The sequence below is a fragment of the Pantoea sp. SORGH_AS_0659 genome, from assembly GCF_031453915.1.
Taxonomy (GTDB): domain Bacteria; phylum Pseudomonadota; class Gammaproteobacteria; order Enterobacterales; family Enterobacteriaceae; genus Pantoea; species Pantoea leporis.
Genome location: NZ_JAVJAK010000001.1, coordinates 4,127,920 through 4,153,619 on the forward strand (window position 1 = coordinate 4,127,920; position 25,700 = coordinate 4,153,619).

Consider the following 25,700-nt stretch of genomic DNA (forward strand, 5'->3'; position numbering starts at 1 on the left):
GGTTACACTCTGTGTTGTTTTAGGGCCTGCAAGATGCGCGCGCAGGCATGGCCATCGCCATACGGATTGTGCGCGCGACTCATTGCCTGCCAGGCTTCATCGTCCTGCAACAGCAGGCTGACTTCAGCGACAATTTTACTGATATCGGTGCCGACCAGTTTCACCGTGCCTGCGTCCACCGCTTCCGGACGCTCGGTGGTATCGCGCATCACCAGCACCGGTTTGCCTAATGACGGCGCTTCTTCCTGAATGCCACCGGAGTCGGTGAGAATCAGCCATGAGCGATTCATCAGCCAGACAAACGGCAGATACTCTTGCGGCTCAATCAGGATGATATTCTCGATGCCGCTGAGAATGCGGTTAACCGGCTCGCTGACGTTGGGATTGAGGTGCACGGGATAGACAATTTGCACCTGCGGATGCTGGCGCGCGATTTGCGCCAGCGCACTGCAAATGCGTTCAAAGCCGTCGCCAAAACTTTCGCGGCGATGACCCGTAACCAGAATGAGTTTTTTGTCAGCGTCGAGGAACGGATAGCGCGCGGCGAGGCGGGCATTGAGATCGGCATCGTCCAGCACGCGATCACGCACCCACAGCAGCGCATCAATCACCGTGTTGCCCGTCACGAAAATGCGCGCATCCGGCAGATTCTCGCGCAGCAGATTTTGTCGCGAATTTTGCGTGGGCGTGAAGTGATAACTGGCGAGATGGCCGGTGAGCGTGCGATTGGCCTCTTCCGGCCACGGCGACATCAGGTTGCCGGTACGCAATCCCGCTTCTACGTGACCCACCGGAATCTGGTGATAAAACGCCGCCAGGCTGGCCGCAAACGTGGTGGTGGTATCGCCGTGCACTAACACCACATCCGGCTGGAAATCGGCGAGTACGGTTTTCATGCCCTGCAGTATGCGGCTGGTGATCTCCGTCAGCCCTTGCTCCGGGCGCATGATATTCAGATCATAATCAGGCTGCAGCTGGAACAAACGCAGCACCTGGTCGAGCATTTCACGATGTTGTGCGGTGACGCATAGGCGTGACTCGAACGCAGCATCCTGCGCCAGCGCCTGCACCAGCGGAGACATTTTTATCGCTTCAGGACGCGTGCCAAATACCGTCAGAACTTTCACGTGGCTTCTCTTAATGGCTCGTTGCTAACGTTGAACGCGGACGACGCACCAGCGCCACTCCCGCACCGACCAGCGCGCCAATTACGCCCCACATGATCATCATAAACAGGCGGCGCGGACTATCGCGCGACACCGGCTCTTCCGGGGTGCGCAAATAGCGGTAAGTCTGGAATTGTTTATCCAGACGCGGACCGGCCTGCAGCGTACTCAGCATCGCTTTGTTTTGATCATAGCTTAAATCGTAAGCAGGCCCGCTGGCTTGCAAGGTGTCGAGTTGCGCCTGCAGCATTTGCTGACCCAGCAGGAAACGATCGCTGTCTGGCAGCGCTTCGCCGGTTGCCGGCGCGCGGTTCTCTTTAATCCCCTGCTCGCTCGCCACTTTCAGCGCCTGCTCGATGCGCTGACGTTGACGTTCAAATACCGCCTGCGCCACTTCCTGCTGGCGGTTAACCTGCGACGCCAGCTGCACGCTGCGCGCCTGCCAGGCGCCTTTCAGCTCCGCATTAAGATGACGCGCCGCACGCTCGCTGGCGTAGGCGATATATTGACGCAGCAGATTGTTAGCATCGCTGGCGGTTTCGGCCACCAGCTTAATGTTATCTAAGATATTGCGCGCCGGGTCGGCAGCGGTGAACTGAATGTTGGTGATCAGGTCGTCGAGCAGCGCCGCATCGTTGTGCGCGTTACCGCTTTTGCGGCTTTTGAAGTATTCGGTCTGCTGCCAGAAATCACGGCGCGTATCCCATGATGCCAGCTGCATGGTGAACTCCTGATAAACCTCATCCATCACGGTCGGCGCTGGCGAACTGAGATTGAGCGTATTGGTGCGCACATCCAGATTATTGAGGAATTGCTGCTGTACGAAGAAATCACCCAGCATATTGACCGTTGGACGATCGGTCACCGCCGTGGTGCTCCACGCCTGCTTCATTAACATCGATGCTAGCCAGGCGACCAGCGCAAACATCAGCGCCAGACCGATAATCCAGCGTTTACCACGCCAGAGTGTGCAGCCAAGGCCACGTATATCCAGTTCGTTCTCCACAACGACAGAGGTCATAACAAAATCCTTATCAGGGTACTTTCTGGGTAATTTATTTTTTATCTTCGCTGCTTTGCCAGCGACGTTTAATGCGACGGATTTTGCGCGCCACGCGCCATGCGTGTTTCAGGCAATAGCCATAAAGGAGGAATGCCATCATGAACAGCACCAGCATCACCCATTCCGGGATGAAAGCCAGATACTCGCCGAGCACACCAATACCCGCCAGAAGCGCGGCGGCGACGGTAATCAGCAGGAACGCCTGACGTGACGTGAATCCGGCGCGCATAATTAAATGGTGGATGTGCTGGCGGTCAGCGGAAAACGGGCTCATGCCTTTGCGCAAACGGCGATACATAATCGCCACCATATCCATCAGCGGAATCGCGATCAGCCACAGCGCAGTGACGGGCGTGATCGGATGGCTCAGGCCTTGGGTGGTTTCCAGCAGAATCCAGATGATGGTGAAACCGATCATGGTGCTACCGGCATCGCCCATAAACACTTTGTAGCGACGGCCAATCAAGCCGAGATTAAGCAGGATATAAGGAATGGTGGCGGCGATCATCGCGAAGCACCACATGGCGAGGCTGGTCTGGCCGTCGAAATAGAGAATGATGCCGATGGCGGCGAAAGTGACGCTGGAGAGGCCGCCAAGCAGGCCATCAATCCCATCCACCATATTGAACGCGTTAATGGCGGCCCATACGGCGAATAGCGTCAATACGTAGCCAAAGGGACCGACAATTAACTCAACCGGCCCGATAATAAAGCCCAGACTGAGCAAATAGAGTTTGGCGCCGACCATCATCACGATGGCAACCGCCGCCTGCACCAGCGCACGAATTTTAACGCTGATATCGAAGCGATCGTCCAGTGCGCCAACCAGCACCAATACGCCCGCACAACTCAGATACAGCATCGCGTGCGGCAAATAATAATTTGAAATGGCAAAAGCGAAGCAGATTCCCGCGTACACGGAAATGCCGCCAACTAACGGAATGGCGCCATGGTGCCTTTTTCTGGAGTTTGGTGTGTCCACAAGCCCAATTTTTTTAGCTGCTTTGCGAGCAAAAAACAGGAACACTAAAGTAAAAAGAAAAACTAAACCAAGCTCAGTACTCATAGTGAGTAAATTCACGTTAATGCTCTCAGCTAAAATCGTGGACAACAATATGCAAAACACCCGCCATTGCCGTATATCCCTATTCCGAATTCTGCTACAGAAAAGTCTGATTGCTGAAAAAACAAACGAATCTCTGTCACAGTCAATATAAAAGCTTCCTGACTGCGCTAATCCTAATGCCCATAAATAAAAAACGCCACGTTAAGACGTGGCGTTAGCAATATTTCCTGGCAAATTGTGCGAATCACCGCTTGGCTTAGCGACTCGCCGATCGCAACTTAGGAACGCTTCATCATATCGAAGAATTCGTCGTTGGTTTTCGTCATGGCCAGTTTGTTGATGAGGAACTCCATCGCGTCGATTTCACCCATTGGATGGATGATTTTGCGCAGAATCCACATCTTCTGCAGCTCTTCCTGCGTAGTGAGCAGCTCTTCTTTACGGGTACCGGAACGATTGTAGTCAATCGCTGGGAATACACGCTTCTCGGCGATTTTGCGCGAGAGGTGTAATTCCATGTTACCTGTACCTTTAAACTCTTCGTAAATCACTTCGTCCATCTTCGAACCGGTATCAACCAGCGCGGTCGCGATGATGGTCAGGCTGCCGCCCTCTTCCACGTTACGTGCCGCACCGAAGAAACGCTTCGGACGATGCAGGGCGTTAGCATCCACACCACCGGTCAGCACTTTACCTGATGCTGGAACCACGGTGTTGTAGGCACGCGCCAGACGCGTGATGGAGTCAAGCAGGATGATCACATCTTTCTTGTGCTCAACCAGGCGCTTGGCCTTCTCGATCACCATCTCAGCAACCTGCACGTGACGTGACGCTGGCTCATCAAAGGTCGAAGCGATCACTTCACCTTTAACCAGACGCTGCATCTCGGTCACTTCTTCCGGACGTTCGTCAATCAGCAGCACCATCAGCAGGCAATCTGGATAGTTGTAGGCGATGCTCTGCGCGATGTTCTGCAGCAGCATGGTTTTACCCGCTTTCGGCGGCGCCACAATCAGACCACGCTGACCACGACCAATCGGAGAAGCCAGATCCAGCACGCGTGCGGTCAGATCTTCAGTCGAGCCATTACCGCGTTCCATACGCATACGCTTGCTGGCGTGCAGCGGCGTAAGGTTTTCGAACAGAATCTTGTTACGCGCGTTTTCCGGCTTGTCATAGTTAACTTCATTAACTTTCAACAGCGCAAAGTAGCGTTCACCCTCTTTTGGCGGGCGAATCTTGCCAGAAATGGTGTCACCAGTGCGGAGGTTGAAGCGGCGGATTTGGCTGGGAGAGACGTAGATATCATCGGGACCGGCGAGGTAGGAGCTATCTCCAGAACGAAGGAAACCAAATCCATCCTGTAATATCTCCAGCACACCATCACCAAAGATGTCTTCGCCGCTTTTTGCGTGCTGTTTCAGGATAGAGAAAATAATATCCTGCTTGCGCATACGCGCCTGGTTTTCCAGCCCCATATTTTCGCCGAGGGTAATCAGCTCAGAAACCGGCGTATTCTTTAATTCGGTAAGATTCATAGTGATGGGTTCTTAAACTCGGGGTAATTCTCGAAATGATTGTCGTGAGTGGTATGGCAAAAATTCCATGCCTGTTAATGGCTCTTTTTCAACTCAGCTCGACGATTATCGTCAGATGTGGCGATAGGAAACGAGGAGACAGTCGAAAGATGATGCCGAATGTGCTAGTCATCAGATTGCCAAACCACGATAACGTTCATTGCGAGTAGGGTCTGACAAGGGAAAACTTAGATGCAAACTACAAGGTAAGAGCGTAATGCAGTGAAATTAACTTAACACGCTTAAAGTGAGACGTCCAGCAGTGGCGAAAAAATTCACCACTGCCGAACAAACACCGCGCCGGGCTTAGGCCAGGTTGGCGTTCAGGAACTCTTTCAACTGTCCTTTAGACAGTGCGCCAACCTTGGTTGCCGCCACTTCACCGTTCTTGAACAGCAGCAGAGTTGGAATACCGCGGATGCCATATTTTGGCGCTGTACCCGGGTTGTCATCAATGTTCAACTTAGCGATGGTAAGTTTACCTTCGTACTCTTCTGCGACTTCGTCGAGAATTGGGGCGATCATTTTGCAAGGACCACACCATTCAGCCCAGAAATCTACCAGAGTGACACCGTCTGCTTTCAGTACGTCTGTGTCGAAACTGTCATCGGTCAAGTGAACGATCTTATCGCTGCTCATGTTTAACTCCAAAAGATTGCGCCTGGCGAATTGGCGGAAATGATACCAACGTAGGTTGACTTTATTTCATCGGATACGCTTTCGTAAAGCGCTAGTAAGCTGATATTCTACCACACTATGAGCAAAACACACTTAACTGAACAGAAGTTTTCCGACTTCGCCCTGCACCCTCAGGTGGTAGAAGCCCTTGATACCAAAGGCTTTTCTAACTGCACGCCTATCCAGGCGCTCGCATTGCCTTTTACGCTTTCAGGGCGTGATGTTGCGGGTCAGGCGCAAACCGGTACCGGCAAAACGATGGCGTTCCTGACGTCAACGTTTCATTATCTTCTTTCTCATCCTGCCGCAGAAGGTCGCCAGATCAATCAGCCACGTGCGCTGATCATGGCCCCGACGCGTGAGCTCGCCGTACAAATTCATGCCGATGCAGAACCATTAGCGAAAGTCACTGGCTTAAAGCTGGGCCTGGCTTATGGTGGCGACGGCTACGATAAACAGCTGAAAGTGCTGGCTGATGGTGTCGATATTCTGGTGGGCACCACCGGACGTCTGATCGACTACGCCAAGCAGAACCATGTCAACCTGGGCGCGATTCAGGTTGTTGTGCTGGATGAAGCCGATCGCATGTTTGATCTCGGTTTTATTAAAGACATTCGTTGGCTGTTCCGCCGCATGCCGCCGGCCACCCAACGCCTGAGTATGCTGTTCTCTGCAACCTTGTCTTACCGCGTGCGTGAACTGGCGTTTGAGCACATGAACAACGCCGAATACGTGGAAGTGGAACCCGAGCAGAAAACCGGCCACCGTATTAAAGAAGAGCTTTTCTACCCTTCAAATGAAGAGAAAATGCGCTTGCTGCAGACGCTGGTAGAAGAAGAGTGGCCAGATCGCGCCATTATCTTTGCGAACACCAAGCACCGCTGTGAAGACATTTGGGGCCATCTGGCTGCCGATGGTCATCGCGTGGGTCTGCTGACCGGCGATGTAGCGCAGAAAAAACGTCTGCGTATCCTCGATGACTTCACCAAAGGCGATGTGGATATCCTGGTTGCCACCGACGTCGCGGCACGGGGTTTACACATTCCTGCCGTCACGCATGTGTTCAACTACGATCTGCCTGACGATCGTGAAGACTACGTTCACCGTATTGGTCGTACTGGCCGCGCGGGTGCCAGCGGTCACTCCATCAGCCTGGCGTGCGAAGAGTACGCGCTGAACCTGCCGGCAATCGAAGAGTATATTGGTCACGGTATTCCGGTCAGCAAGTACAACAGCGATGCGCTGATGAGCGAACTGCCACCGCCGAAACGTCTGCAACGCAGCCGCTCGGGTAACGGCCCACGCCGTGGCGGGAACAACAGTAACCGTCGGAGCGGCGCGCCGCGCAATAGCAACCGTAAACGTTCGGGTTAAGCACACCATGCTAAGCGCATCGTCACTTTATGCAGCGATTGATTTAGGTTCTAACAGCTTTCATATGTTGGTGGTGCGCGAGGTGTCTGGCAGCATTCAGACCGTCGCGCGGATAAAGCGCAAAGTGCGTCTGGCGGCTGGCCTCGACAAAGCGAATCACCTCTCCGCTGAGGCGATGCAACGCGGCTGGCAGTGCCTGAGGTTGTTCTCCGAACAGCTGCAGGATATTCCTCCGGAACAAATCCGCGTGGTGGCAACCGCCACGCTGCGCCTTGCCGAAAATGCGCAGGATTTCCTCACAACGGCTGAACACATTCTTGGCTGCGCGGTGAATGTCATCAGCGGCGAAGAGGAAGCACGCCTGATTTATCAGGGCGTAGCGCATACCACCGGCGGTTCCGATCAGCGTTTAGTGGTCGATATCGGCGGTGGCAGCACCGAACTGGTGACTGGCGAAGGTTCACATGCCACCACGCTGTTCAGCTTGTCGATGGGTTGCGTAACCTGGCTTGAACGCTACTTCAGCGACCGTCATCTGGCCAAAGAGAATTTCGAGCAGGCCGAACTGGCCGCGCGCGAGATGATCCGTCCGGTGGCCGCTGCGCTGCGCGAAAAAGGCTGGCAAATCTGCGTCGGAGCGTCGGGCACCGTACAAGCGTTGCAGGAAATTATGATGGCGCAGGGCATGGATGAGCGCATCACCTTAAGCAAACTGCAACAGCTGAAACAGCGCGCGATTCAGTGCGGCAAGTTGGAAGAGCTGGAAATTGAAGGATTGACGCTGGAGCGCGCCTTAGTGTTCCCGAGCGGTTTATCGATTCTCATCGCTATCTTCCAGGAACTCAGCATTGAAGGTATGACGCTGGCCGGCGGCGCACTGCGCGAAGGTTTAGTGTATGGCATGCTGCATCTGCCGGTGGATCGTGATATCCGCAGCCGCACATTGCAGAACGTGCAGCGTCGTTTTGCCATTGATATTGACCAGGCCGGTCGCGTACGTCAGTTGGCGGAAAGTTTCTTCCGTCAGGTGAGCAGCCGTTGGAAGCTGGATAACCGATGTCGCGATCTACTCCTTAGCGCCTGTTCTATCCACGAAATTGGCCTGAGCGTCGATTTCCGCCAGGCACCGCAACACGCCGCTTACCTGATTCGTCATCTCGATCTTCCTGGCTTCACTCCCGCGCAGAAAAAAATGCTGGCTTGCCTGCTGCAGAACCAAAGCGGCAGCATCGATTTAGCCTTGCTGACCCAGCAAAACGCCGTACCGCCGCGCATGGCGGAGCGTTTAAGTCGTTTGCTACGCTTAGCGATTATCTTCTCAAGTCGTCGTCGCGATGACACTTTGCCTGCCGTGCGTTTACAGGCGGATGATGATGCACTGCATTTGACGTTGCCGGCCGGTTGGCGCGAAGCGCATCCGCTGCGTTCTGAGCTGTTAGAGCAGGAGAGTCATTATCAGTCCTACGTGCACTGGTTACTGACGATTTCCTGATTGGGATTGCGCTGGCTGTCCTCCATCCCGACCTTCCCCCGCCCGCGGGGGAAGGAGATGCTGCCACAGGCTGCTTCAACACTTACATTTTGCAGCATCTTCCTCCCCCATTCATGGGGGAGGACCGAGGAGGGGGACTGCGAGCACGGATCGAGGAGGGGGACTGCGAGCACGGACCGGGAACTCAACCCTTCTTCGCATTCTCCAGCATCGCTCTCAATCCAGCGACGCGCGTCTGCCCGGTCTTCACGCGCTCTTCGGCGCTCACCACTTTTTTCTCGCGCTCCCATACTACATCGTCCTGCGGCAACTCCAGCAGGAAGCGACTCGGTTCCGGGCGCATCAGCTCGCCATACTGGCGGCGTTCCCGGCACAGCGTAAAGGTCAGCTCTTTCTGCGCTCGCGTAATCCCCACGTAAGCCAGACGCCGCTCTTCCTCAATGTTGTTCTCATCGATGCTGCTCTGGTGCGGCAATAACCCCTCTTCCATGCCAACCAGATAGACATACGGGAACTCCAGCCCTTTTGAGGCGTGCAACGTCATCAGCTGCACCTGATCGAGCTCTTCGTCGCTTTCACCGCGCTCCATCATGTCGCGCAGCGTAAAGCGCGTCACCACCTGCGCCAGCGTCATCGGCTCGTTCAGCTCATCGCCTTCCAGCATCTCGGTCATCCACTGGAACAGCAGGTTAACGTTCTTCATGCGCATCTCAGCGGCTTTCGGGCTGGGCGAGGTTTCAAACAGCCAGCTTTCGTAGTCGATGCCGCGAATCAGATCACGCACCGCATTCACCGGCTCGCGTTCGGTCAGCTGGACGATTTCACTCAGCCAGTGCGTAAAGCGCTGCAGATGCTCCAGCCCGCGCCCGCTCAGCGTTTGCTCCAGTCCCATATCGAAGCTGGCGTTATACAGGCTTTTATTGCGCAGGTTGGCCCATTCGCCCAGCTTCTGCAGCGTTGCCGGACCAATCTCACGGCGCGGCGTATTCACGATACGCAGAAACGCGCTGTCATCTTCCTGATTGGTCAGCACGCGCAGATAAGCCAGCAAATCTTTGATTTCCTGACGAGAAAAGAACGACGTGCCGCCCGAGATACGATACGGAATACGGTTCTGCATCAGCTGCTTCTCGAACACGCGCGACTGATGATTGCCGCGATAAAGAATGGCGTAATCTTTGTAGGCGGTTTTGTTGATGAAGTGATGCGCGATCAATTCACCCGCTACGCGTTCCGCTTCGTGGTCTTCGTTATTCGCGCTCAGCACCTTCAGCTCGCTGCCCTGCCCCAATTCTGAGAACAGGCGCTTCTCAAATACGTGCGGATTGTTGGCGATAAGGATGTTGGCCGATTTCAGGATGCGCTGCGTCGAGCGATAATTTTGCTCCAGCTTCACCACTTCCAGCGCCGGGAAATCCTGCTGCAGCAGCACCAGGTTTTGCGGACGCGCGCCACGCCATGAGTAAATCGACTGATCGTCATCGCCCACTACGGTAAAGCGCGCGCGCGCACCCACCAGCAGCTTCACCAGCTCATATTGGCTGGTATTGGTGTCCTGATACTCATCCACCAGCAGATAGCGAATGCGCTGCTGCCAGCGTTCGCGCACTTCCTGATTACGCTGCAGCAGTAGCGTGGGCAGCGCGATTAAGTCGTCGAAATCCAGCACGTTGCAGGATTTCAGGTGTTGGTCATACAGCTGATAACAGTGAGCAAAAATCTGGTCGCGCTGCGATTGCGCCAAACCCGCTGCGCCCTGCGGATCGACCAGATCGTTCTTCCAGTTGGAGATGGTGGAAATCAGCTGCTGTAACAGCGTCTTGTCCTCTTCCAGCCACTGTTTGGTCAGGTCTTTAAGCAAGGCCAGCTGATCCTGATCGTCGAACAGCGAGAAGCTGGCTTTCATTCCCAGCGCCTTGTATTCGCGTTTAATGATCTCCAATCCCAGCGTATGAAAGGTGGAAATCATCAGGCCGCGTGCCTCTTTACGCCCCAACGTCTGCGCCACGCGCTCTTTCATCTCGCGCGAGGCTTTATTGGTAAAGGTTACGGCGGCGATATGGCGCGCCTGATAGCCACATTCGCGGATCAGGTGGGCGATTTTGTTGGTGATCACGCGGGTTTTACCCGAGCCAGCACCGGCCAGCACCAGACAAGGACCGGTGACAAATTCGACAGCTCGTTGTTGGCCGGGGTTTAAACGCATAACGGAATTCGCTCAGTTGAATCAAAAGAAAGGAGGTTATAATGGCCGGATTATACACATTAGGACTTCATCATGGCGAAAACCGCGGCGGCTTTACATATCCTCGTGAAAGAGGAAGCGCAGGCCAAATCCCTGCTGGCGCAACTTGAGAAAGGGGCGAACTTCCAGCAGTTGGCAAAGAAACACTCTACCTGCCCATCCGGACGCAACGGCGGTGATTTGGGTGAGTTCCGTAAAGGACAAATGGTACCGGCATTTGATAAGGCGGTCTTCTCCTGTCCGCTGCTACAGCCTTACGGACCGGTGAAAACCGCCTTTGGTTACCACATCATCAAAGTGCTGTGGCGTAACTGATCACTTCTGATTCTTCATCTGCTGCAGCACATTACTGCACTGATTGTCGTCAGTATCGCTAGGCGAAATCAGTGCGATCAACGCGGCGGCGGGAGCAACCACCGCACCGAGCGCCACCGCTGCGGCACCGCGTGCAATCAGCGGTCCGGCTTTCACCCCGGCATCCGGATTTTTAAAGGTGCCGCGCACATACAGCGGCGAACGCAGCGTGATGATGCGAATCCCTTTACTCTCCGGATTGATCGACAAGTCCATGCGTTCATTCGCGAAGTTAACGTTGCCCGACACGTTGATCACCGCATTCTCGGTATCCAGCAGGAACAGTTTCGGCGTCGCTAAGCCCTGACGAATATTCATATCGGTCGCCGCGCAGTTGATCTTCACTTCATCATCGCCGAACAGCTTACCCACCACATAGTTACCGACGTTCAGTCCGGCAATCTCCATCAGGCTACGGCTGATCAGGCCATCATTCATCAGTAGCTTCAGTTCGCCATTGCTGGTGCCGAGCAGATCCGCCACCGAATTGCCAGTGCCGCTCAGCGAGGCATCGCCGTTGAGCTGGCCCAAACTGTTCTGCATCGCCGTAACATCCGGGAACAGCTGACGCAGACGCAGCTTACGCGCGTGCAAATCGGCACGTCCGCGCATCGGGCTGCGGTCGCCCTCCAGATGAATGGTGGAGTTGATGCTGCCGCCGGCCATACCGAAGCGCAGCGGATCGAGCAACAGGTCGCCGTTTTTCAGCTGCAGATGCGTATAGAGATCGCTGAGCGGCAGCTTGCTGCTGTGTTCAATGCGCTTGCCGCTGAACTTCACATCCGCGTCCATCACATCCCAGCTCTTGGTATCAAACTTGTCGTGTGGCAACACGCGATCGGCGGGCTGCGATGAAGCTTCGCCGCGCTGCGCTTTGGCCTGCTGCGTTTTCTCGCTGCCTTTGCCGGAGTTGACGCCAATCAGTGGCCCCAAATCTTCCATCCGCAGCTGGTTCGAGGTCAATTCACCGGTCAGCGTTGGACGCGGTTTGCCCTGACGATAGGTGAGCGAGCCATGAATATCGCTGTCGCCGATGTGGCCGTTAAACTTCTCGTAGCGGAATAGCGGCCCTTTGGCCTCATTGAAACGCGCAATCAAATGGCCGTCGGTTTCATAGGGCGGCGTATCGGGCAGCAGCACGCCGGTCAGGCCATACAGATTGGCCAGCGTATCGCCCGCAAAGCGCAGACGCACATCGAGTCCGCCAAGATTGAGCGGATCCTGCAAGGTACCGTCAATACGTACGCGCGTGGTGCCATTACGCACATCCACCTGCAGCGGGAACGGCGTGGTTTTACTGCGCAGCGATAGCATGCCGCCAATTTTACCGTCGCCATCCAGCTTCTGATTGTTGTAGGTGCCGTTCGCCTGCCAGCCAAAGACAAAATCACCCGCGCCTTTCTGCTGATCGTCACCCCCCGCCACTTGGGCGTACGGCACCGGTTTGCCCAGTGGATTGATGGTCACTGTGACATCGGCTTTATTGACGGCGTCGCGATAGCGCACTTGTCCCTGATCAAATAAAATATTGTCGAGGCGGAAGGACCAGGCAGAAGGCGCGGCGTTAGCATCGCTGTTCTGGCTGCTGGCGAGATCAAAGGTCCAGTTATTCTTCTTGTCTGCGGTTTGCACCAGCCGCGCATCCGGCTTTTGCATCTTGATCCACGGCAGGTAGATCTGCTGATGCAGCAGCGCCAGCGGCGCAATCGTCGCTTCAACCCGCTGCAGATGCACCATGGTGACATCAGGAATGGATGGCGGATTGCCGAGCATCACATCATCGGCATGCACCTGCGGCCACGGCACCCAACTGCGCCAGCCAGGTTCCTCACGGTTGCGAACCCAGGCCACGCCGAGATCGCCGCGAATCGCGAAAGGTCGGTTCAGTTCGGCTGAAACTTTTTGATTAATCGTTGGTTTCAAGCGGTTCCAGTCAAAGGTGGCGATGAGCACCACAATCACTACAACCAATAACAAAAAAATCCCGAACACCCAGCTCAGGATCTTTCGAGTACGTGACATATTGCTTCCTCCTTGCCCTTCCACGTCTGACTAAGGATAGTCGAGACGCCGCGGAACGGGATCAGGGAAGCTCAAGTGCCATACGTTCCAGCTCGCTGAATGGCACCGGACGCGAGAAGAAGTAGCCCTGCGCCGCCATCGCTGGCGAGCTACGCACCTGTTGCCACTCCTCTTCGGTTTCCACGCCTTCAACGATGACGCCGTTGCAGTAACGGTTAATCAACGCCAGCAGCATCGAGAACATCGAGCGGCCTTCATCGCTGGCGCGCAGCAGCATAAACAGCTCGCGCGAGAGTTTGATGTAGTCGTAACGCAGTTCGGTCAGCGCGGAGAAGTTCGCCATGCCAGAGCCAAAATCATCCAGCCACAGCGGCCCGAGTTCCGGCATCTTCGCCACCATCTCTTCCTGCGGCAGCGCATGATGCTCCGTTAGCTCGAAGCGCACCCACGGCAGTTGCGCAATCAGCGTGCGAATCGACTCATGCTTCTCAATCTCCATCAGCGTTGGACCGTCGATATTAACCGACGCCACCAGCTGACGCTGATTGAAAAACGCTGACCATGTGATCAGCAGCTCGAGTTGTTCCTGGACGACACCGAGGCGCTGCGCGATAGTCAGTGCTTCAAAATAGTCTTCGGGCGACAGCCTTTTTTCTGGCGCGGAGGGATGGGTAACCGCCGTCAGTAATTCAATAGCCAGCATGCGGCCTGAGACCTGATAAATCGGCTGGAAAGTATAGAATCGTTGGCACTGTTGCCAGAAGAGACGCGTTTCCTGTTGTTGCTCCAATTCATTTGAAACAGGCAGCCGATGACTCAAATTCTTCATCACCATGGTTTTTTCCTGGTTGGTGTTGAGTGCCTGCAAATAGCATCTCAGCGGCAAGTATCGGCGATCGCCGGGATAACTTTATCAATCTCGTTAGTCCCATGAAGAGTTGAGTGTAACAGCGTGCTTCGCACTTAATCGGCAAAACAAAACGCGCTTTGGCCGCTAAATCACCGTGGCGCAGGCGGTTTGCTGCCTTAAGTTAAATCAAAACATCGTTTTAAAAACCATTGACGACTGCCATACCAGACGCGAGACTAAGGCAGAATTCACTACAGGCTGAAGACCATGACGCAGAAGAAAATCGCTATTATTGGCGAATGCATGATTGAGCTGTCCGAGAAAGGTGAGAACATCAAACGCGGTTTTGGCGGCGACACGCTGAACACGGCGGTGTATCTGGCGCGTCAGTCAGATAAACAGCTGCGTGTCGATTATGTCACCGCACTCGGCACCGACAGTTTCAGTGACCAGATGATCGCCGCCTGGCAGCAGGAAAATGTCGAAACCGCGCTGGTTCAGCGCCTCGACAATAAAATGCCGGGTTTGTACTTCATCGAAACCGACGACCACGGCGAGCGGACCTTCTGGTACTGGCGCAACGACGCCGCCGCCCGTTTCTGGCTGGACAGCGCGCAAGCGGACGCGATTTGCCAGCAGCTGGCGCACTATGATTATCTCTATTTGAGCGGCATCAGCCTGGCGATTCTGCCTGCGACCAGTCGCGAAAAACTGATGACGCTGCTTAGCGCCTGTCGTCAGAACGGTGGCAAGGTGATTTTCGATAACAACTATCGTCCGCGTCTGTGGGCCGATAAAGCCAGCGCTCAGCAGGCGTATGCCGAGATGCTGCGTCATACCGACATGGCATTTCTGACGCTCGACGACGAAGATTTGCTGTGGGGCGAGCAGCCGCTGGATGCGGTGATTGCTCGCACACGCGCTGCGGGCGTGCAGGAAATTGCCATCAAACGCGGTGCGGACTCCTGTCTGGTGGCGGTTGGCGATGAGCCGCTGCGCGAGGTCGCCGCCATCAAGCTGGCGAAAGAGAAAGTGATCGATACCACCGCGGCTGGCGACTCCTTCAGCGCTGGTTATCTGGCGGTGCGTTTAGCCGGAGGAAGCGCCGAAGATGCCGCCGCACGCGGTCATCTCACCGCCAGCACGGTGATCCAGTATCGCGGGGCGATTATCCCGCTCAGCGCGATGTCGAAATGACATAACCACCTGCACCAACCGTAGCGGCGCAATTTGTTGCGCGATGAATCGCGCCGCTACAAATCTCCTCACTATTCATTACCTGTGCTAACCAACCCGCCCGCGCAGTTTGCCTTAACGCAGCATTTTTCCCTGCCAATTTCCGCTAACGACCTGACTCATCCACTTCTGTAACAAAAGCGGTATTACTTCTTCACTCGCGCTAATCAGATCGATTTAAATTCAATGTGTTATGGCAGGAAATCTGGCCGCCAGGCATAGTCCGAAACTGGCGAAATCGGCGGTTTTCGGCTGGACGCCAGCAGCAAAAAAGACCATGTTTTAATCAACAACAGCAGGACGCTGTTACTCCGGCCGCGAAAAAATAACGACAACATGACTCGCTCAGGACTGACTTATGCACACAGAAATCATCAATATCTGGCCACACGGTGATGCGCCAGGCGCGAGCGATTCGCGCGCTCAGCCGCAGATCGTCGATCTCGCCAAAGAGTACGAACCTTATGACCGCGCCGCCACCGGCGTGCGCTGCCCGGAAATTGCCATCTGGCATCCGGAAACTTCGAACGGCATCACGCTGCTGGTGGCACCGGGCGGCGGTTATCAGCGGGTGTTGATCGACCGCGAAGGCAGCGCGCTTGCCACCTTCTTCACGTCAATGGGCTACACGCTGGCGGTGATGACCTATCGCCTGCCGTATGACGGTCACCATGAAGGTCCAGACGCGCCGCTGGCCGATGCGCAGCGTGCGGTGCGCGTGCTGCGTGAACGTGCGCAGCGCGGGCTGAACGGCAAATATATCGTGATGATGGGCTTCTCGGCGGGCGGACACGTTGCCGCCAGCCTCGGCACCCGCTTTGGCGAGAAACTCTATCCGGTGCAGGACCAAGCCGACAGCTTCACACCGCGCCCGGATGCGATGGTGCTGCTCTATCCGGTGATCAGCATGCGTGAAGGTCTGGCGCATGAAGGTGCGCGCACCCGCTTGCTCGGCGCATGGCCGGATCAGAAGATGGTTGATGCTTATTCGCTGGAGACGCGCGTGCACGCACAAACGCCACCGACGCTGCTGATTCACGCTTCCGATGATGAATCGGTTTCGGTGAACAACAGCATGGTGTTCTTCAGCGCGCTGCGTGAGCACAAAGTGCCGGTGGAGATTCACTTCTACCAGAAAGGCGGCCACGGATTTGGTATCCGTGGCGTGGCAGATTTACCGCTCGCCAGTTGGCCGATGCTGGTAACCGAGTGGCTACGTGCTAAGACCTAATGTTTAGGATGATGGCGCGGTCTGATCCGCCGCGCCTGCGCTGTTATCCGGTTTCACTTCTTCCGGACTCGCGGGTACCGCTGGCGGTTCGGGTAGCTTCATCACTTTATCCCAGCTTTCCTGCAGCATCTTCACGTTGGTCTCGGCTTCACCCTGCGGCTGAATCAGCACCATGGTCAGCTCCTGCGACAGTTGCTGGCGCAGTTCCTGATTTAGCTGGTCGCGCGTCATCTCGCTGAGGAAGGTTTGACGCAGCTTCTGATACTGCTCAGGCGCAATGTCCACCACCGCGTTTTGCTGCGAGCGCAGCCGCTGGCCCATCAGAATATCGGTGTCGGTGCGGGCGTAAGTGGCAAACAGCTTGTTAAGCTCCAGCAGCTTCTGCGCCATCAGCGCATCAAACTCCTCCTGCGGTAACCCTTTGTCACGCACCGCTGCCAGCTCTTTCGCCACCTGATTCATATTTTGCGGCAAAGAGGCATTCGGGCTGTCCATGTTGATCGAGCACTGCGCACGTTGATAGAGCACGCGGCAATCGAAGCCAACCTGCACGCTTTGCGCTTTGCTGTCAGCCAGCGCGCGCTGCACATGCCAGAACAGCGCTTCACGCGCTAAATCGCTCTGCCAGTAGCGCTGCAAATTTTGCGAATCACGAATCGGCTGCCATGCAGTGTCCCACACCAGCGACAGGCGATCCTGATTCATGCCGCCATTCACCAGATTCACCGGCTGATGCGGCAGCGGTGACAGCGTCGGTAGCGCGGCAGGTGCGACACGCTTGCCTTTCAGCGGCGCAAAAGCTTTGTTGATCTGCTCCGCCATGCTGCGGCTATCGACGTTACCTACTACGTACAGCGTCATGCCGTCGGGCGTGTACCACTGCTGATAGAAGCTGTTGAGCTGTGCGATATCCACCGGCGCGCGCGGTTGCTCGCCGGGATCGTGCGCCAGCATCGCCGAGCCTTTCAGGCGATAGCGCCACCACACATCCTGCGTATTGGCAGGCCAGGTGGCAATCGGATCGGTCGCCATTAATGCGGTAGAAACCACCTGCTCATTAATCGTCATTTTCCCGGCGGTCGCCGCCAGCCAGCTGAGCGCTTCTTTCAGCAGATCAGGGCGGTTGTTCGGCAAGCTCAGGTTGTATTGGGTGTAATCGTACGACGAAATAGCGGGTGGCAGCGGACGTTGCGGATCCATGGCTTGCTGCCACAGCGCACGTTGCTGATTGGTGTCCAGCGTGGCGTTGTGCACCATCGCTAAACGCGGTAAAAGATGGCTATAGCCGGTTTGTTGCGCACTCTCCACCAGCGAACCGGTGTTAACAATCAGGCGCAGCTCAATACGATCGCTTGGACGTTGTGGTGTGGTTAGCAGCTGCCAGCTAAAACCATTGTCCAGTTTGCCTTCCTGCCAGGCGGGATCGGGTTGGAGCGTCTCGGCGTGCACGCCAAAACCGGACGCTGCCAGTAGCAATCCGCCAACCAAAAGCCGAATTCTGGTGCCCTGCATGTGAACCCCTACTCAAACAGATCAACGCTCGTTAGCGCGGCATGTTCGGTCACATCTGGGGTGACCGGCGCGGCATTGTGCCGCCACGTTTATTTAATAACAGACTCTTTGACCACGAGAAGGTCAGGATGTCGCGCAACGAGGCAAAAAATCGGGAAAAAAATCAATGGGGTTTATTATGCAAATGCCCGCTGTCAGGGCAAGCGACAGCGGGCATTTCTCGGCAAATTAACGCAAATAGCAGGTTATGCGGCGGTTTCTGGTGCGTTATTCACCTTTTTCCCGGCAGAAAGCGTCGCATTCAGTTGTTTCTCATCCAGCTGGCCGACCCACTTCGCCACCACGATGGTCGCCACGCCGTTGCCCACCAGATTGGTCAGCGCACGCGCTTCGGACATAAAGCGGTCGATACCGAGAATCAGCGCCAGGCCCGCAACCGGTAAATGTCCCACCGCTGACAAGGTCGCCGCCAGCACGATAAAGCCACTGCCGGTTACACCCGCTGCGCCTTTCGAGGAGAGCAGCAGCACCACTAACAGCGTGATTTGGTGGAACACATCCATATGCGCGTTGGTCGCCTGAGCGATAAACACCGCCGCCATGGTGAGGTAAATCGAGGTGCCATCCAGGTTGAAGGAGTAGCCGGTTGGAATCACCAGCCCCACCACCGATTTCTTACAGCCCAGCTTCTCCATCTTATCCAGCATGCGCGGCAGCGCAGACTCGGAAGATGACGTGCCCAGCACAATCAGCAGCTCTTCTTTGATGTAGGCGACAAATTTAAAGATGTTGAAGCCAGCGAAGCGTGCAATCAGCCCCAACACCACCACCACGAACAGCACGCAGGTGATATAGAAGCAGATGATCAGCTGCCCCAACTGCACCAGCGAGCCGACGCCATATTTACCGATGGTGAAGGCCATCGCCCCGAAGGCACCGATTGGCGCGAGACGCATAATCATGTTGATCACGCCGAAGATCACTTTCGAGAAGCTCTCAATGACGTTGAACATCACGGTGCCGGCGCTGCCCAGGCGATGCAGAGCGAAGCCGAACAGGATAGCGAACAGCAGCACTTGCAGAATGTTGCCGCTGGCAAAGGCACCAATGACGCTATTCGGGATCACATCCAGCAGGAAGGCGACCACACCTTGCTGCTCCGCCTGCTGCGCGTATACCGCGACTGCTTTAGCATCCAGCGTGGCTGGATCAACGTTCATGCCCACGCCAGGCTGCACCACGTTAACCACCACCAAACCGATGATCAGCGCGATGGTACTGACCACTTCAAAGTACAGCAGCGCCACTGCGCCCGTACGTCCAACGGCTTTCATGCTCTCCATGCCGGCAATACCGGTCACCACCGTACAGAAAATCACGGGGGCGATGATCATCTTGATCAACTTAACGAAACCATCGCCAAGCGGCTTCATTTGCGCGCCTAACTCAGGATAGAAGTGGCCCAACAGGACGCCGATGCCGATGGCAACCAGTACCTGAAAATAGAGGCTTTTTAAGATTTTCATAACAGGTGTCCAGTAAGACGGTTCGCACCGCCATTGTTGTGGAGAACGCATGCGGCAAGCCGCCAGAAGCGTAAAACCTTACCGATGGCGAGGAAAATAACACCCTGTTAACAAGATTAATATCCCCTACTATTCCTTACAAAAGTTACAAAACTCTAACTATGAACTGAAACGCTTCAGCACAGCGCTTCGCTACAATTTTGTAAGGAAAATCAATAACCAAGGTGATTATTCAGGGAGTTGCGAGCTATTGAGCCAGCGTTGGTTAAAGATGTGGAGCGGCAGCGCTTCAGCGTATAAGTAGCCTTGCCCTATAGTAATTCCGCGCGCCAGCAGCCAGTCGCGCTGCTCGGCGGTTTCCACACCTTCGGCGATGACGTCGAGGTGAATGATGTCGGCAATCGCCGCCACGATGCGCACCATGGTGTCGTCATCCGGCAGCGCGGCGACGAAGCTGCGATCCATTTTCAGCTTATTTACCGGCAGCGCTTTGAACTGATGAAGATAGTTGAGGTTGGAGTAGCCCATCCCGAAATCATCGAGCGCTACCGCCACGCCGGTTTGCTGCAGCAAGCGCAGCAGCGCAATCGCCTGTTCGGCATCGCCAATCTGCGCGGTTTCGGTGATTTCCAATACGAAGTTGCCCGGCGCGATGCGATGGCGCTCCAGCAAGCCCTGCAAATGGCTGACCATGCTGGCATCACGCAGCTGCACCGCCGAGATATTGACGCTGAGCGGGATGTTAATGCCCTGCTTCTGCCAGCCGGCCAGAATGCGGCAGGCTTCTTCAAACACCCAGCGGCCAATGGCCGAGATCACGCCAATCTCTTCGGCGCTGGCAATAAACTCTTCCGATAATCCGTAGCTGCCATCCGGCATGCGCATGCGCAGCAGCGCTTCGGCACCGGCCAGCTCGCCGGTTTCCATATTGATTTGCGGCTGGAGATAAAGAGCAAACTGCTCGTCCTGCAGACCTTGCAAGATGTCGTGTTCCTGCGTTAAACGCTTTTGCGCGCGCTCGGTGAGCGCCGGATCGAAGAACAGGATCTGGTTTTTGCCCTGATGCCGCGCCGACATCATCGCCGAGGTGGCGCGATCGAGCTGTTCGCTGGCCGAGATGCTGCTCTCTTCGTGCAGCGCCAGGCCAATGCTGGCGTTCGGACGCAGCTGCAGCTGTTGCAGGTTCACCGGCTGATTAATGCGAATCATCAGGTTGCGCGCCAGACGCATGGCGCGGAACGGATTGTGCGCGCGCTTCATCAGCAAGGCGAAGTCGCTGGGCCCGGTTTGCGCCAGCAGTGAGTGATCGTCAACGGTGCTGCGAATCTTCTCCACCAGCGTCAGCATCAGCGTATCGCGCTGCTCATCGCTCAGTACGCCGTTGGCTTCCTGCAACGTTTCAATGCGAATCACCATCAAGCCCCACGCCTGACGATTGTGGCGATGGCTGATGTGCTGTTCGAGCAGCGCAAGGAACAGCGCGCGATTGGGCAGATCCGTAACGGCAAAATGCGTGGTCATGCGGCTCATTTCGTCGTGAATCGACTCCAGCACCTGCTGGTTGCGGTTGTAGCTGCGGATCAACATGCCGATTTCATCATCGCGATGATTATTCGGCAGCTTCATTTTGTGGGTCAGAATCGCCTGCGGCGGCAGCTCCTGTAAATCACGCGAAATATCGCGCAGCGGATGCACAATCAAGCGGTTGATACACCAGCTAATGGCGATCGAGAGAATCAGCGCCAGCAGCAGATAGGTGGTGATCATGGTGGATAACGTGCTGAGCAGGAACTGATAGACGCGGGAGGAATCAGCCTGTAGCACCAGATAGGCAATCGGCTTCGGCAAACCGGAACGCTCCACAGAATAGAGCGGCAGCGTGATTTGTACCGGCAGCTCAAACAGGCGTGCGACCCAGCGCGGCACCGGTTTTTCCGGCGCAAAATCGGCGTGCAGCGCCTGGAAGGCATTTGGCAACACCACATCGGCGCGCGATAAAATACCGGCCGGTTTCAGGGTATTAAGGATGCGTTCGGCTTGCGGAATATCGGCTTTGAGCACCGCTTCGGAGAGTGGCTGACGCACGGTGTGCGCCACATTTTCCATTTGCTGGGCGTAGTCAATCCTGCGCTGCTGCACAAAGTGAAAGAGCTGGATGACAATAAAGATGCAGATGGTCACCATCGCCACGGCGGAAACCGTCGCCATCTGCTTTATCGTTAGAGAACGACTGACGCGCAACAAAACTTCTCCAGGCCACCAAAGGCGTGTAATGAGATGAAATTCGCAGCGAGTATATCCCAGGTCACGCGTTTTTTTCGCCGGGATAAAGGCGAAAAATAAGCAAGTTTGGTTATTTATGAAGTGATTCGGAATTATGCAGGTTTTGACGCGCATTCAAGCGCGCCTGGCCGTCATGGATGACAACCCCATGAGATTTGTAGCGATTGCGAGTGAAAAATACGCGTTAATGCTGCAGCGCGGGTGTTGAGGCGACATCCCGAGCCGCTGAGCGAATGAGGGATTCCAGGGCGAGCCGCATGGATGCGGCGAGAGGTGGCGCTGAGCAGGAGCGAATCGCCACCGGTCCGTCAGGAATCGTGAATGAGTGAAGGCACCGCGAAGCGGCGGGTTGGGCTGGCGCAAGGCCCGGGAGTGCAGAGGGCGCGGCCAGGCGTCCTCTGCTCGGTCGCCGCACGTAGGTGCTGCAACTGCCTCAGCACATGGCGAACGAAAGTCGCTCCGCGCTTAACTGAGCGGCATCACACCATTAATGGCGACCTACTGCGGATACGGCACCCAATCTCCGCCGTTCAGGCGAATCCACGGTTTACCCTGATACATCATCACCACCGCGTTATCGTTCTCAGACACCACCGGCGTCTGCGGCAAATTATCGGTCAGCACCGACATATTAACGTTCGGCGCGTTAAATACCTGGCCATCCACCACGCGCGACACGATTTCCGAGATCGCCATCAGGCTGGTAGGCGTCTCCACGCTAAGCGGCTGGCCCTGATGCGGTGCTTTCATGCCAACAAACTTAATGCCGACCGGCACATGGGTGATATCCGGACTGGGGATATCACGCAATCCTGACATCTGCATCTTGTCGCCCTGCAGCGCCGCGCCGTGTTCCGGCACCACCAGCACCATCACGCGACGGCCCGACTTCTCCAGATTGGTCAGGAAGGCATCGAGCTGATCAAACAGCACTTTGGCGCGCGGCTGCCAGTCTGCGCTGCGCGTGCTGCCCAACTCGCGCGTACCGTCATGCAGCGGAATCAGGTTATAGAAGGTCGCGGAGCGCGCATCGCTGCTCTTGGTGCGATCGTCGAGCCAGCGCTGCATCAGCTGCGCATCATTAAATACCGGCGAGCCATCAAATGACGTCACCTCCGGCGAGATGCCCGCCTGCGACATCAGCGGCGCCTGCAGATTGCCCTCTTCGCGTAGCTCTTTGAGATAGTTACCAAACACGCCGGTGTGATCCATCATCAATTGCTGCTTAAAGCCCAGCTTCGCCAGATTATCAAACAGATAGCAACGCTGATCGGTGGCTTTGTACAGATCGCTGTGCGAGCTCTGGCCGCAGCTGGCGCGCAGCAGACGAATCCCCGCCGGGCCGCTGTAACCGGTAGCAGAGTTGTAGTTGTTAAGCAGAATATCGAAGTGCTGCCACAGCGGATGATTACGCAGCTGCGCGACGTTCAAATCCGACCACGACAGCGAACAGATGTTGATCACCAGAATATCGAACGGCTGCGAATCAGCTGGCAAGGCGTCCGGGAAATGGGTCGCACGCTGGCGCTCGGCATCGTAAAAACGGTTGAGCCACGCGGTGAGGTTGGCGCTGGTTGGCGGCGCGGATTGATCGAGGCCATCTGGCGCTTTCGCCGCTGGCGTATCGTTGAGCTTCACCGTCGGCGTGGCGGCACTGTTCGGCAGTAAATTCATTGCCGGTCCGGCGATCGTCAGCACGTTGAGCCAGATCAGCATCAGCGACACCAGCACGGTGACGCGAATCCACTGCGCGATAAACAGATACAGCACCAGCAGTACAAAGCCCGCGCCAATCATCTCCCAGTTGATAAAGCGATTAGCAAGATCGAGCAGATAGCTGGGCGAGAAGCCTGCCAGCTGGCTGCCCTGGCTCATAATCGAATGGAGTCCCGGCAGCCAGGTATCGTGCCAGAACAACGCCACGCCAATCGGCAGCGAAATCCACTGACGCAGGCGATGCAGCCGCGCGCCCGGCAGCGGGAACAGCAGCCACGCCAGAAACACCAGGTTACTTAGCGCGTGAAAATTAAGGTAGCCGTACCACAGCAGCGCAAATTTAATCAGGAAGTAAAAGTTCCAGCCGCCGAGGCCGCGCCACCACGAACCGTGCATCGTGAATCTGTTATTCATGTTTATCCGTTTTATGGGTTTTGCGTTGCCACTGTCCTTCTGATTTCAATGCGCGTGTCGGCAGCAAACGCAGCAGCGGATTAGAGCCGCTACGCGCTCGTCCGCGCCCAAACAGTGATGTCAGGAACAGCAAAATCAGTAACAGCAGGATCGCCACCTGCACCCAATCCATCAGTGTCATTGGTGGCTTACTCCGTCGAGGTTAAGGGTAATCGGCTGCGGCGTTTGTGCCCCGCGCTCAGGCGCGGCGGTTTGCGTGCTGACTGGCGCAGCGGCCAGCGGCGCGGCCTGCCGGTCGCGCTGCGCCACCGGCGTCAGCTGACGAATTTTGTCCGCCTCCGACACGATCTGATTGTCTTCAAACCAGACGATGCGATTGCTAAACAGCTCGTCGTGCGGCAGCGAGAAGATCGACTTCAGCGCGATATCCAAATCATTGAATCGGCATGAAGAGAGGAACAGATAGATGCGGTCGTTCACCAGCGTCACCAAATCGCCGAAGCGGCGCGGTTTACACAGCGTCAGAATCTGTTCGGGTTTCAGCTGCGGCACCGCGCGCAGCGCCACCATCAAGCCTTTGTCATTTTCCGGCAGCAGCGTATTGCTCATCAACTGCTGCACCGCCGCGCAAAATGCATCCAGCGGTAAATAGCCTTTCTGCTGTAGCGGCTGCAGCGCCTGCATCAGGTCATGGAGATTGGCAGGCACGTGGCGCGAGAACTGCTGCCCCTGAATCCCTTCCAGCGTGGTAAGAAAGCGCGACAGGCTGGCCGCGGTCGGCACAATGGCATTCACGCCGCAGGCCAGCAGCAAACGCTCATCACTGTAGCGCAGCGTGGTACTGATTTCGCGCACCACAATCTTAAGCGCACTACCGCGTGAGCGACGCAAACTATGGACCATCGTTGCTAAAGAATTAATGTCTTGATTATGAACCAGACTAAAGATGACCGTGGCGGCGTTCGCCTGCTGCGCACGCGAGAACACGCTTTCGTTATCGCTAAACAATTGCCACTGCGCTGAAAGCGGCGGCGCGCCTTCCAGCACACCTTCCTGCGCAAGGAATTGATTTTCATCATTGCGGCTTAAGGGAATATTTTGTTCCGCTTGATTAACGGCAATAAATTGATTATCGACATAACTCAAACGGATAGCGCGGTCGGCCAGTAATTTATCTGCCGCATACCACCAGTTAATTCGATAATGCCAACTGTCCTGCTGAAACTCCAAATGTGCGAGACCATCAAGCTGGCGAAAATAACCTTGCAGATGATTACGCAGGTGAATTATTGACGTACCGGAGGTGATCATTAACAACGTAATTTGTTTTTAGATAACAAACGGCGCATGCGCTTAAGCCAGAAGGTTAACTCATCGGGCGATAATTTCCCCCACAGCGCGGCATTACTATAAAAAATCACCAGGCCACTGCGACTATTAAGCACACGGGAAAAATCACTTTCCAGCTGCTTTAGGCTGCGTTTATTAGCCGGCAGTGAAAATAACGGCATACACGCTGGACCGCCGATGGGATCGGGCGTCAACAGCGCCTGCGGTTTCTCATCCGCACTGATGAGCGTAGCCGCCTTTTGTTGGCTAACTACCTGACGCAGCAGCGTTCGCGCATCTTCCTGACGCTGGCTGATAATCCAGTAAAACCCCGGATTCTGCAGAGTATTTAATTCCTGCTGAATTTGCTGCAGGCCAAGCGCATAATGTTTTTTCATATTTGATTCGCGATCGATACAATCCAGGCTAGTTTAATCGAGACAGCCACAATTGGAACGGGTGAAATAAAAAATAGCGTATTAGCGCAAATCATATTGATCTGTGGATAGCATTTGTCTTTACTTCAGGTTTAAACTTTACAAAAAATAAAACCACAATTCACCCGT

At 55.5% G+C, this 25,700-nt stretch carries 18 protein-coding genes and 1 pseudogene; 5 read left to right on the forward strand and 14 right to left on the reverse strand.

Going from position 1 to position 25,700, the window contains the following annotated elements; genetic code table 11:
* Positions 1–2 precede the first annotated feature (2 nt).
* The 5 genes from wecB to trxA form a co-directional block, all read right to left on the reverse strand.
* Positions 3–1,127, reverse strand: coding sequence for a non-hydrolyzing UDP-N-acetylglucosamine 2-epimerase (wecB, locus tag Q3H59_RS19425; protein ID WP_309836428.1), 1,125 nt, complete (start codon positions 1,125–1,127; stop codon positions 3–5).
* A 10-nt stretch (positions 1,128–1,137) separates the two neighbouring features.
* Positions 1,138–2,187 carry an ECA polysaccharide chain length modulation protein gene (gene wzzE / locus Q3H59_RS19430; RefSeq protein ID WP_309836429.1) on the reverse strand — a complete coding sequence of 350 codons (1,050 nt, stop codon included), beginning with the start codon at positions 2,185–2,187 and terminating at the stop codon, positions 1,138–1,140.
* A 34-nt stretch (positions 2,188–2,221) separates the two neighbouring features.
* Positions 2,222–3,295 carry a UDP-N-acetylglucosamine--undecaprenyl-phosphate N-acetylglucosaminephosphotransferase gene (gene wecA, locus Q3H59_RS19435; protein WP_101763775.1) on the reverse strand — a complete coding sequence of 358 codons (1,074 nt, stop codon included), beginning with the start codon at positions 3,293–3,295 and terminating at the stop codon, positions 2,222–2,224.
* 278 nt (positions 3,296–3,573) lie between these two features.
* Positions 3,574–4,833 carry a transcription termination factor Rho gene (gene rho / locus Q3H59_RS19440; RefSeq protein ID WP_008105744.1) on the reverse strand — a complete coding sequence of 420 codons (1,260 nt, stop codon included), beginning with the start codon at positions 4,831–4,833 and terminating at the stop codon, positions 3,574–3,576.
* 345 nt (positions 4,834–5,178) lie between these two features.
* A complete protein-coding gene (gene trxA, locus Q3H59_RS19445) occupies positions 5,179–5,511 on the reverse strand; it encodes a thioredoxin TrxA (RefSeq protein ID WP_008105741.1) in 333 nt (110 codons plus the stop codon).
* 117 nt (positions 5,512–5,628) lie between these two features.
* Between trxA and rhlB the strand changes: the two genes are divergently transcribed.
* Positions 5,629–6,924, forward strand: coding sequence for an ATP-dependent RNA helicase RhlB (rhlB, locus tag Q3H59_RS19450; protein WP_110867909.1), 1,296 nt, complete (start codon positions 5,629–5,631; stop codon positions 6,922–6,924).
* Positions 6,925–6,931: 7 nt separating this feature from the next.
* A complete protein-coding gene (gppA, locus tag Q3H59_RS19455; RefSeq protein ID WP_309836434.1) occupies positions 6,932–8,416 on the forward strand; it encodes a guanosine-5'-triphosphate,3'-diphosphate diphosphatase in 1,485 nt (494 codons plus the stop codon).
* A 184-nt stretch (positions 8,417–8,600) separates the two neighbouring features.
* Here the strand turns inward: gppA and rep are convergent, their stop codons facing one another.
* Positions 8,601–10,622, reverse strand: a complete 2,022-nt coding sequence (rep, locus tag Q3H59_RS19460) for a DNA helicase Rep (RefSeq protein WP_309836436.1) — start codon at positions 10,620–10,622, stop codon at positions 8,601–8,603.
* 72 nt (positions 10,623–10,694) lie between these two features.
* Here rep and ppiC point away from each other — a divergent pair, with 72 nt between their 5' ends.
* On the forward strand, positions 10,695–10,976 hold the full coding sequence (ppiC, locus tag Q3H59_RS19465; protein ID WP_008105734.1) for a peptidylprolyl isomerase PpiC: 282 nt from the start codon (positions 10,695–10,697) through the stop codon (positions 10,974–10,976).
* On the opposite strand, the gene Q3H59_RS19470 is transcribed toward ppiC, so the two are convergent.
* Together Q3H59_RS19470 and pdeH are read right to left on the reverse strand one after the other, a co-directional pair.
* On the reverse strand, positions 10,977–13,037 hold the full coding sequence (locus tag Q3H59_RS19470) for an AsmA family protein (protein ID WP_309836438.1): 2,061 nt from the start codon (positions 13,035–13,037) through the stop codon (positions 10,977–10,979). It abuts the gene before it with no gap.
* Positions 13,038–13,098: 61 nt separating this feature from the next.
* Positions 13,099–13,872, reverse strand: a complete 774-nt coding sequence (gene pdeH / locus Q3H59_RS19475; protein ID WP_101763780.1) for a cyclic-guanylate-specific phosphodiesterase — start codon at positions 13,870–13,872, stop codon at positions 13,099–13,101.
* A gap of 282 nt (positions 13,873–14,154) precedes the next feature.
* On the opposite strand from pdeH, the gene Q3H59_RS19480 reads away from it, so the two are divergent.
* Entirely contained in the window at positions 14,155–15,084 is a 930-nt protein-coding gene (locus Q3H59_RS19480) for a sugar kinase (protein WP_309836440.1), read from the forward strand.
* Between the two features lie 397 nt (positions 15,085–15,481).
* Positions 15,482–16,354 (forward strand): alpha/beta hydrolase, encoded by an 873-nt coding sequence (locus tag Q3H59_RS19485; protein WP_137384896.1) that lies wholly within the window; start codon positions 15,482–15,484, stop codon positions 16,352–16,354.
* A gap of 3 nt (positions 16,355–16,357) precedes the next feature.
* Here the strand turns inward: Q3H59_RS19485 and Q3H59_RS19490 are convergent, their stop codons facing one another.
* The 6 genes and pseudogenes from Q3H59_RS19490 to bcsE form a co-directional block, all read right to left on the reverse strand.
* Positions 16,358–17,866 carry a pitrilysin family protein gene (locus Q3H59_RS19490; RefSeq protein ID WP_101763783.1) on the reverse strand — a complete coding sequence of 503 codons (1,509 nt, stop codon included), beginning with the start codon at positions 17,864–17,866 and terminating at the stop codon, positions 16,358–16,360.
* Positions 17,867–18,111: 245 nt separating this feature from the next.
* The gene (locus Q3H59_RS19495; RefSeq protein WP_101763784.1) at positions 18,112–19,392 is read right to left on the reverse strand and encodes a dicarboxylate/amino acid:cation symporter; all 1,281 of its coding nucleotides are present in this window, start codon (positions 19,390–19,392) and stop codon (positions 18,112–18,114) included.
* A 228-nt stretch (positions 19,393–19,620) separates the two neighbouring features.
* Positions 19,621–21,633 (reverse strand): biofilm formation regulator HmsP, encoded by a 2,013-nt coding sequence (gene hmsP, locus Q3H59_RS19500; RefSeq protein ID WP_271460988.1) that lies wholly within the window; start codon positions 21,631–21,633, stop codon positions 19,621–19,623.
* Between the two features lie 540 nt (positions 21,634–22,173).
* Positions 22,174–23,805, reverse strand: coding sequence for a cellulose biosynthesis protein BcsG (gene bcsG / locus Q3H59_RS19505; RefSeq protein WP_309836443.1), 1,632 nt, complete (start codon positions 23,803–23,805; stop codon positions 22,174–22,176).
* Entirely contained in the window at positions 23,798–23,986 is a 189-nt protein-coding gene (locus tag Q3H59_RS19510) for a cellulose biosynthesis protein BcsF (RefSeq protein ID WP_192414390.1), read from the reverse strand. Before Q3H59_RS19510 ends, bcsG begins: the two co-directional genes overlap by 8 nt.
* A pseudogene (gene bcsE, locus Q3H59_RS19515) lies at positions 23,983–25,532 on the reverse strand (cellulose biosynthesis protein BcsE). The gene Q3H59_RS19510 and the pseudogene bcsE overlap by 4 nt, the downstream one beginning before the upstream one ends.
* Between the last annotated feature and the right edge of the window lie 168 nt (positions 25,533–25,700).

Excerpts from the sequence above, each read along its gene's own strand:
- wzzE (WP_309836429.1), bottom strand. The coding sequence starts at position 2,187 with ATGACCTCTGTCGTTGTGGAGAACGAACTGGATATACGTGGCCTTGGC.
- wecA (WP_101763775.1), bottom strand. The coding sequence starts at position 3,295 with ATGAGTACTGAGCTTGGTTTAGTTTTTCTTTTTACTTTAGTGTTCCTG.
- rho (WP_008105744.1), bottom strand. The coding sequence starts at position 4,833 with ATGAATCTTACCGAATTAAAGAATACGCCGGTTTCTGAGCTGATTACC.
- trxA (WP_008105741.1), bottom strand. The coding sequence starts at position 5,511 with ATGAGCAGCGATAAGATCGTTCACTTGACCGATGACAGTTTCGACACA.
- rhlB (WP_110867909.1), top strand. The coding sequence starts at position 5,629 with ATGAGCAAAACACACTTAACTGAACAGAAGTTTTCCGACTTCGCCCTG.
- gppA (WP_309836434.1), top strand. The coding sequence starts at position 6,932 with ATGCTAAGCGCATCGTCACTTTATGCAGCGATTGATTTAGGTTCTAAC.
- rep (WP_309836436.1), bottom strand. The coding sequence starts at position 10,622 with ATGCGTTTAAACCCCGGCCAACAACGAGCTGTCGAATTTGTCACCGGT.
- ppiC (WP_008105734.1), top strand. The coding sequence starts at position 10,695 with ATGGCGAAAACCGCGGCGGCTTTACATATCCTCGTGAAAGAGGAAGCG.
- Q3H59_RS19470 (WP_309836438.1), bottom strand. The coding sequence starts at position 13,037 with ATGTCACGTACTCGAAAGATCCTGAGCTGGGTGTTCGGGATTTTTTTG.
- pdeH (WP_101763780.1), bottom strand. The coding sequence starts at position 13,872 with ATGGTGATGAAGAATTTGAGTCATCGGCTGCCTGTTTCAAATGAATTG.
- Q3H59_RS19480 (WP_309836440.1), top strand. The coding sequence starts at position 14,155 with ATGACGCAGAAGAAAATCGCTATTATTGGCGAATGCATGATTGAGCTG.
- Q3H59_RS19485 (WP_137384896.1), top strand. The coding sequence starts at position 15,482 with ATGCACACAGAAATCATCAATATCTGGCCACACGGTGATGCGCCAGGC.
- Q3H59_RS19490 (WP_101763783.1), bottom strand. The coding sequence starts at position 17,866 with ATGCAGGGCACCAGAATTCGGCTTTTGGTTGGCGGATTGCTACTGGCA.
- Q3H59_RS19495 (WP_101763784.1), bottom strand. The coding sequence starts at position 19,392 with ATGAAAATCTTAAAAAGCCTCTATTTTCAGGTACTGGTTGCCATCGGC.
- bcsG (WP_309836443.1), bottom strand. The coding sequence starts at position 23,805 with ATGAATAACAGATTCACGATGCACGGTTCGTGGTGGCGCGGCCTCGGC.
- Q3H59_RS19510 (WP_192414390.1), bottom strand. The coding sequence starts at position 23,986 with ATGACACTGATGGATTGGGTGCAGGTGGCGATCCTGCTGTTACTGATT.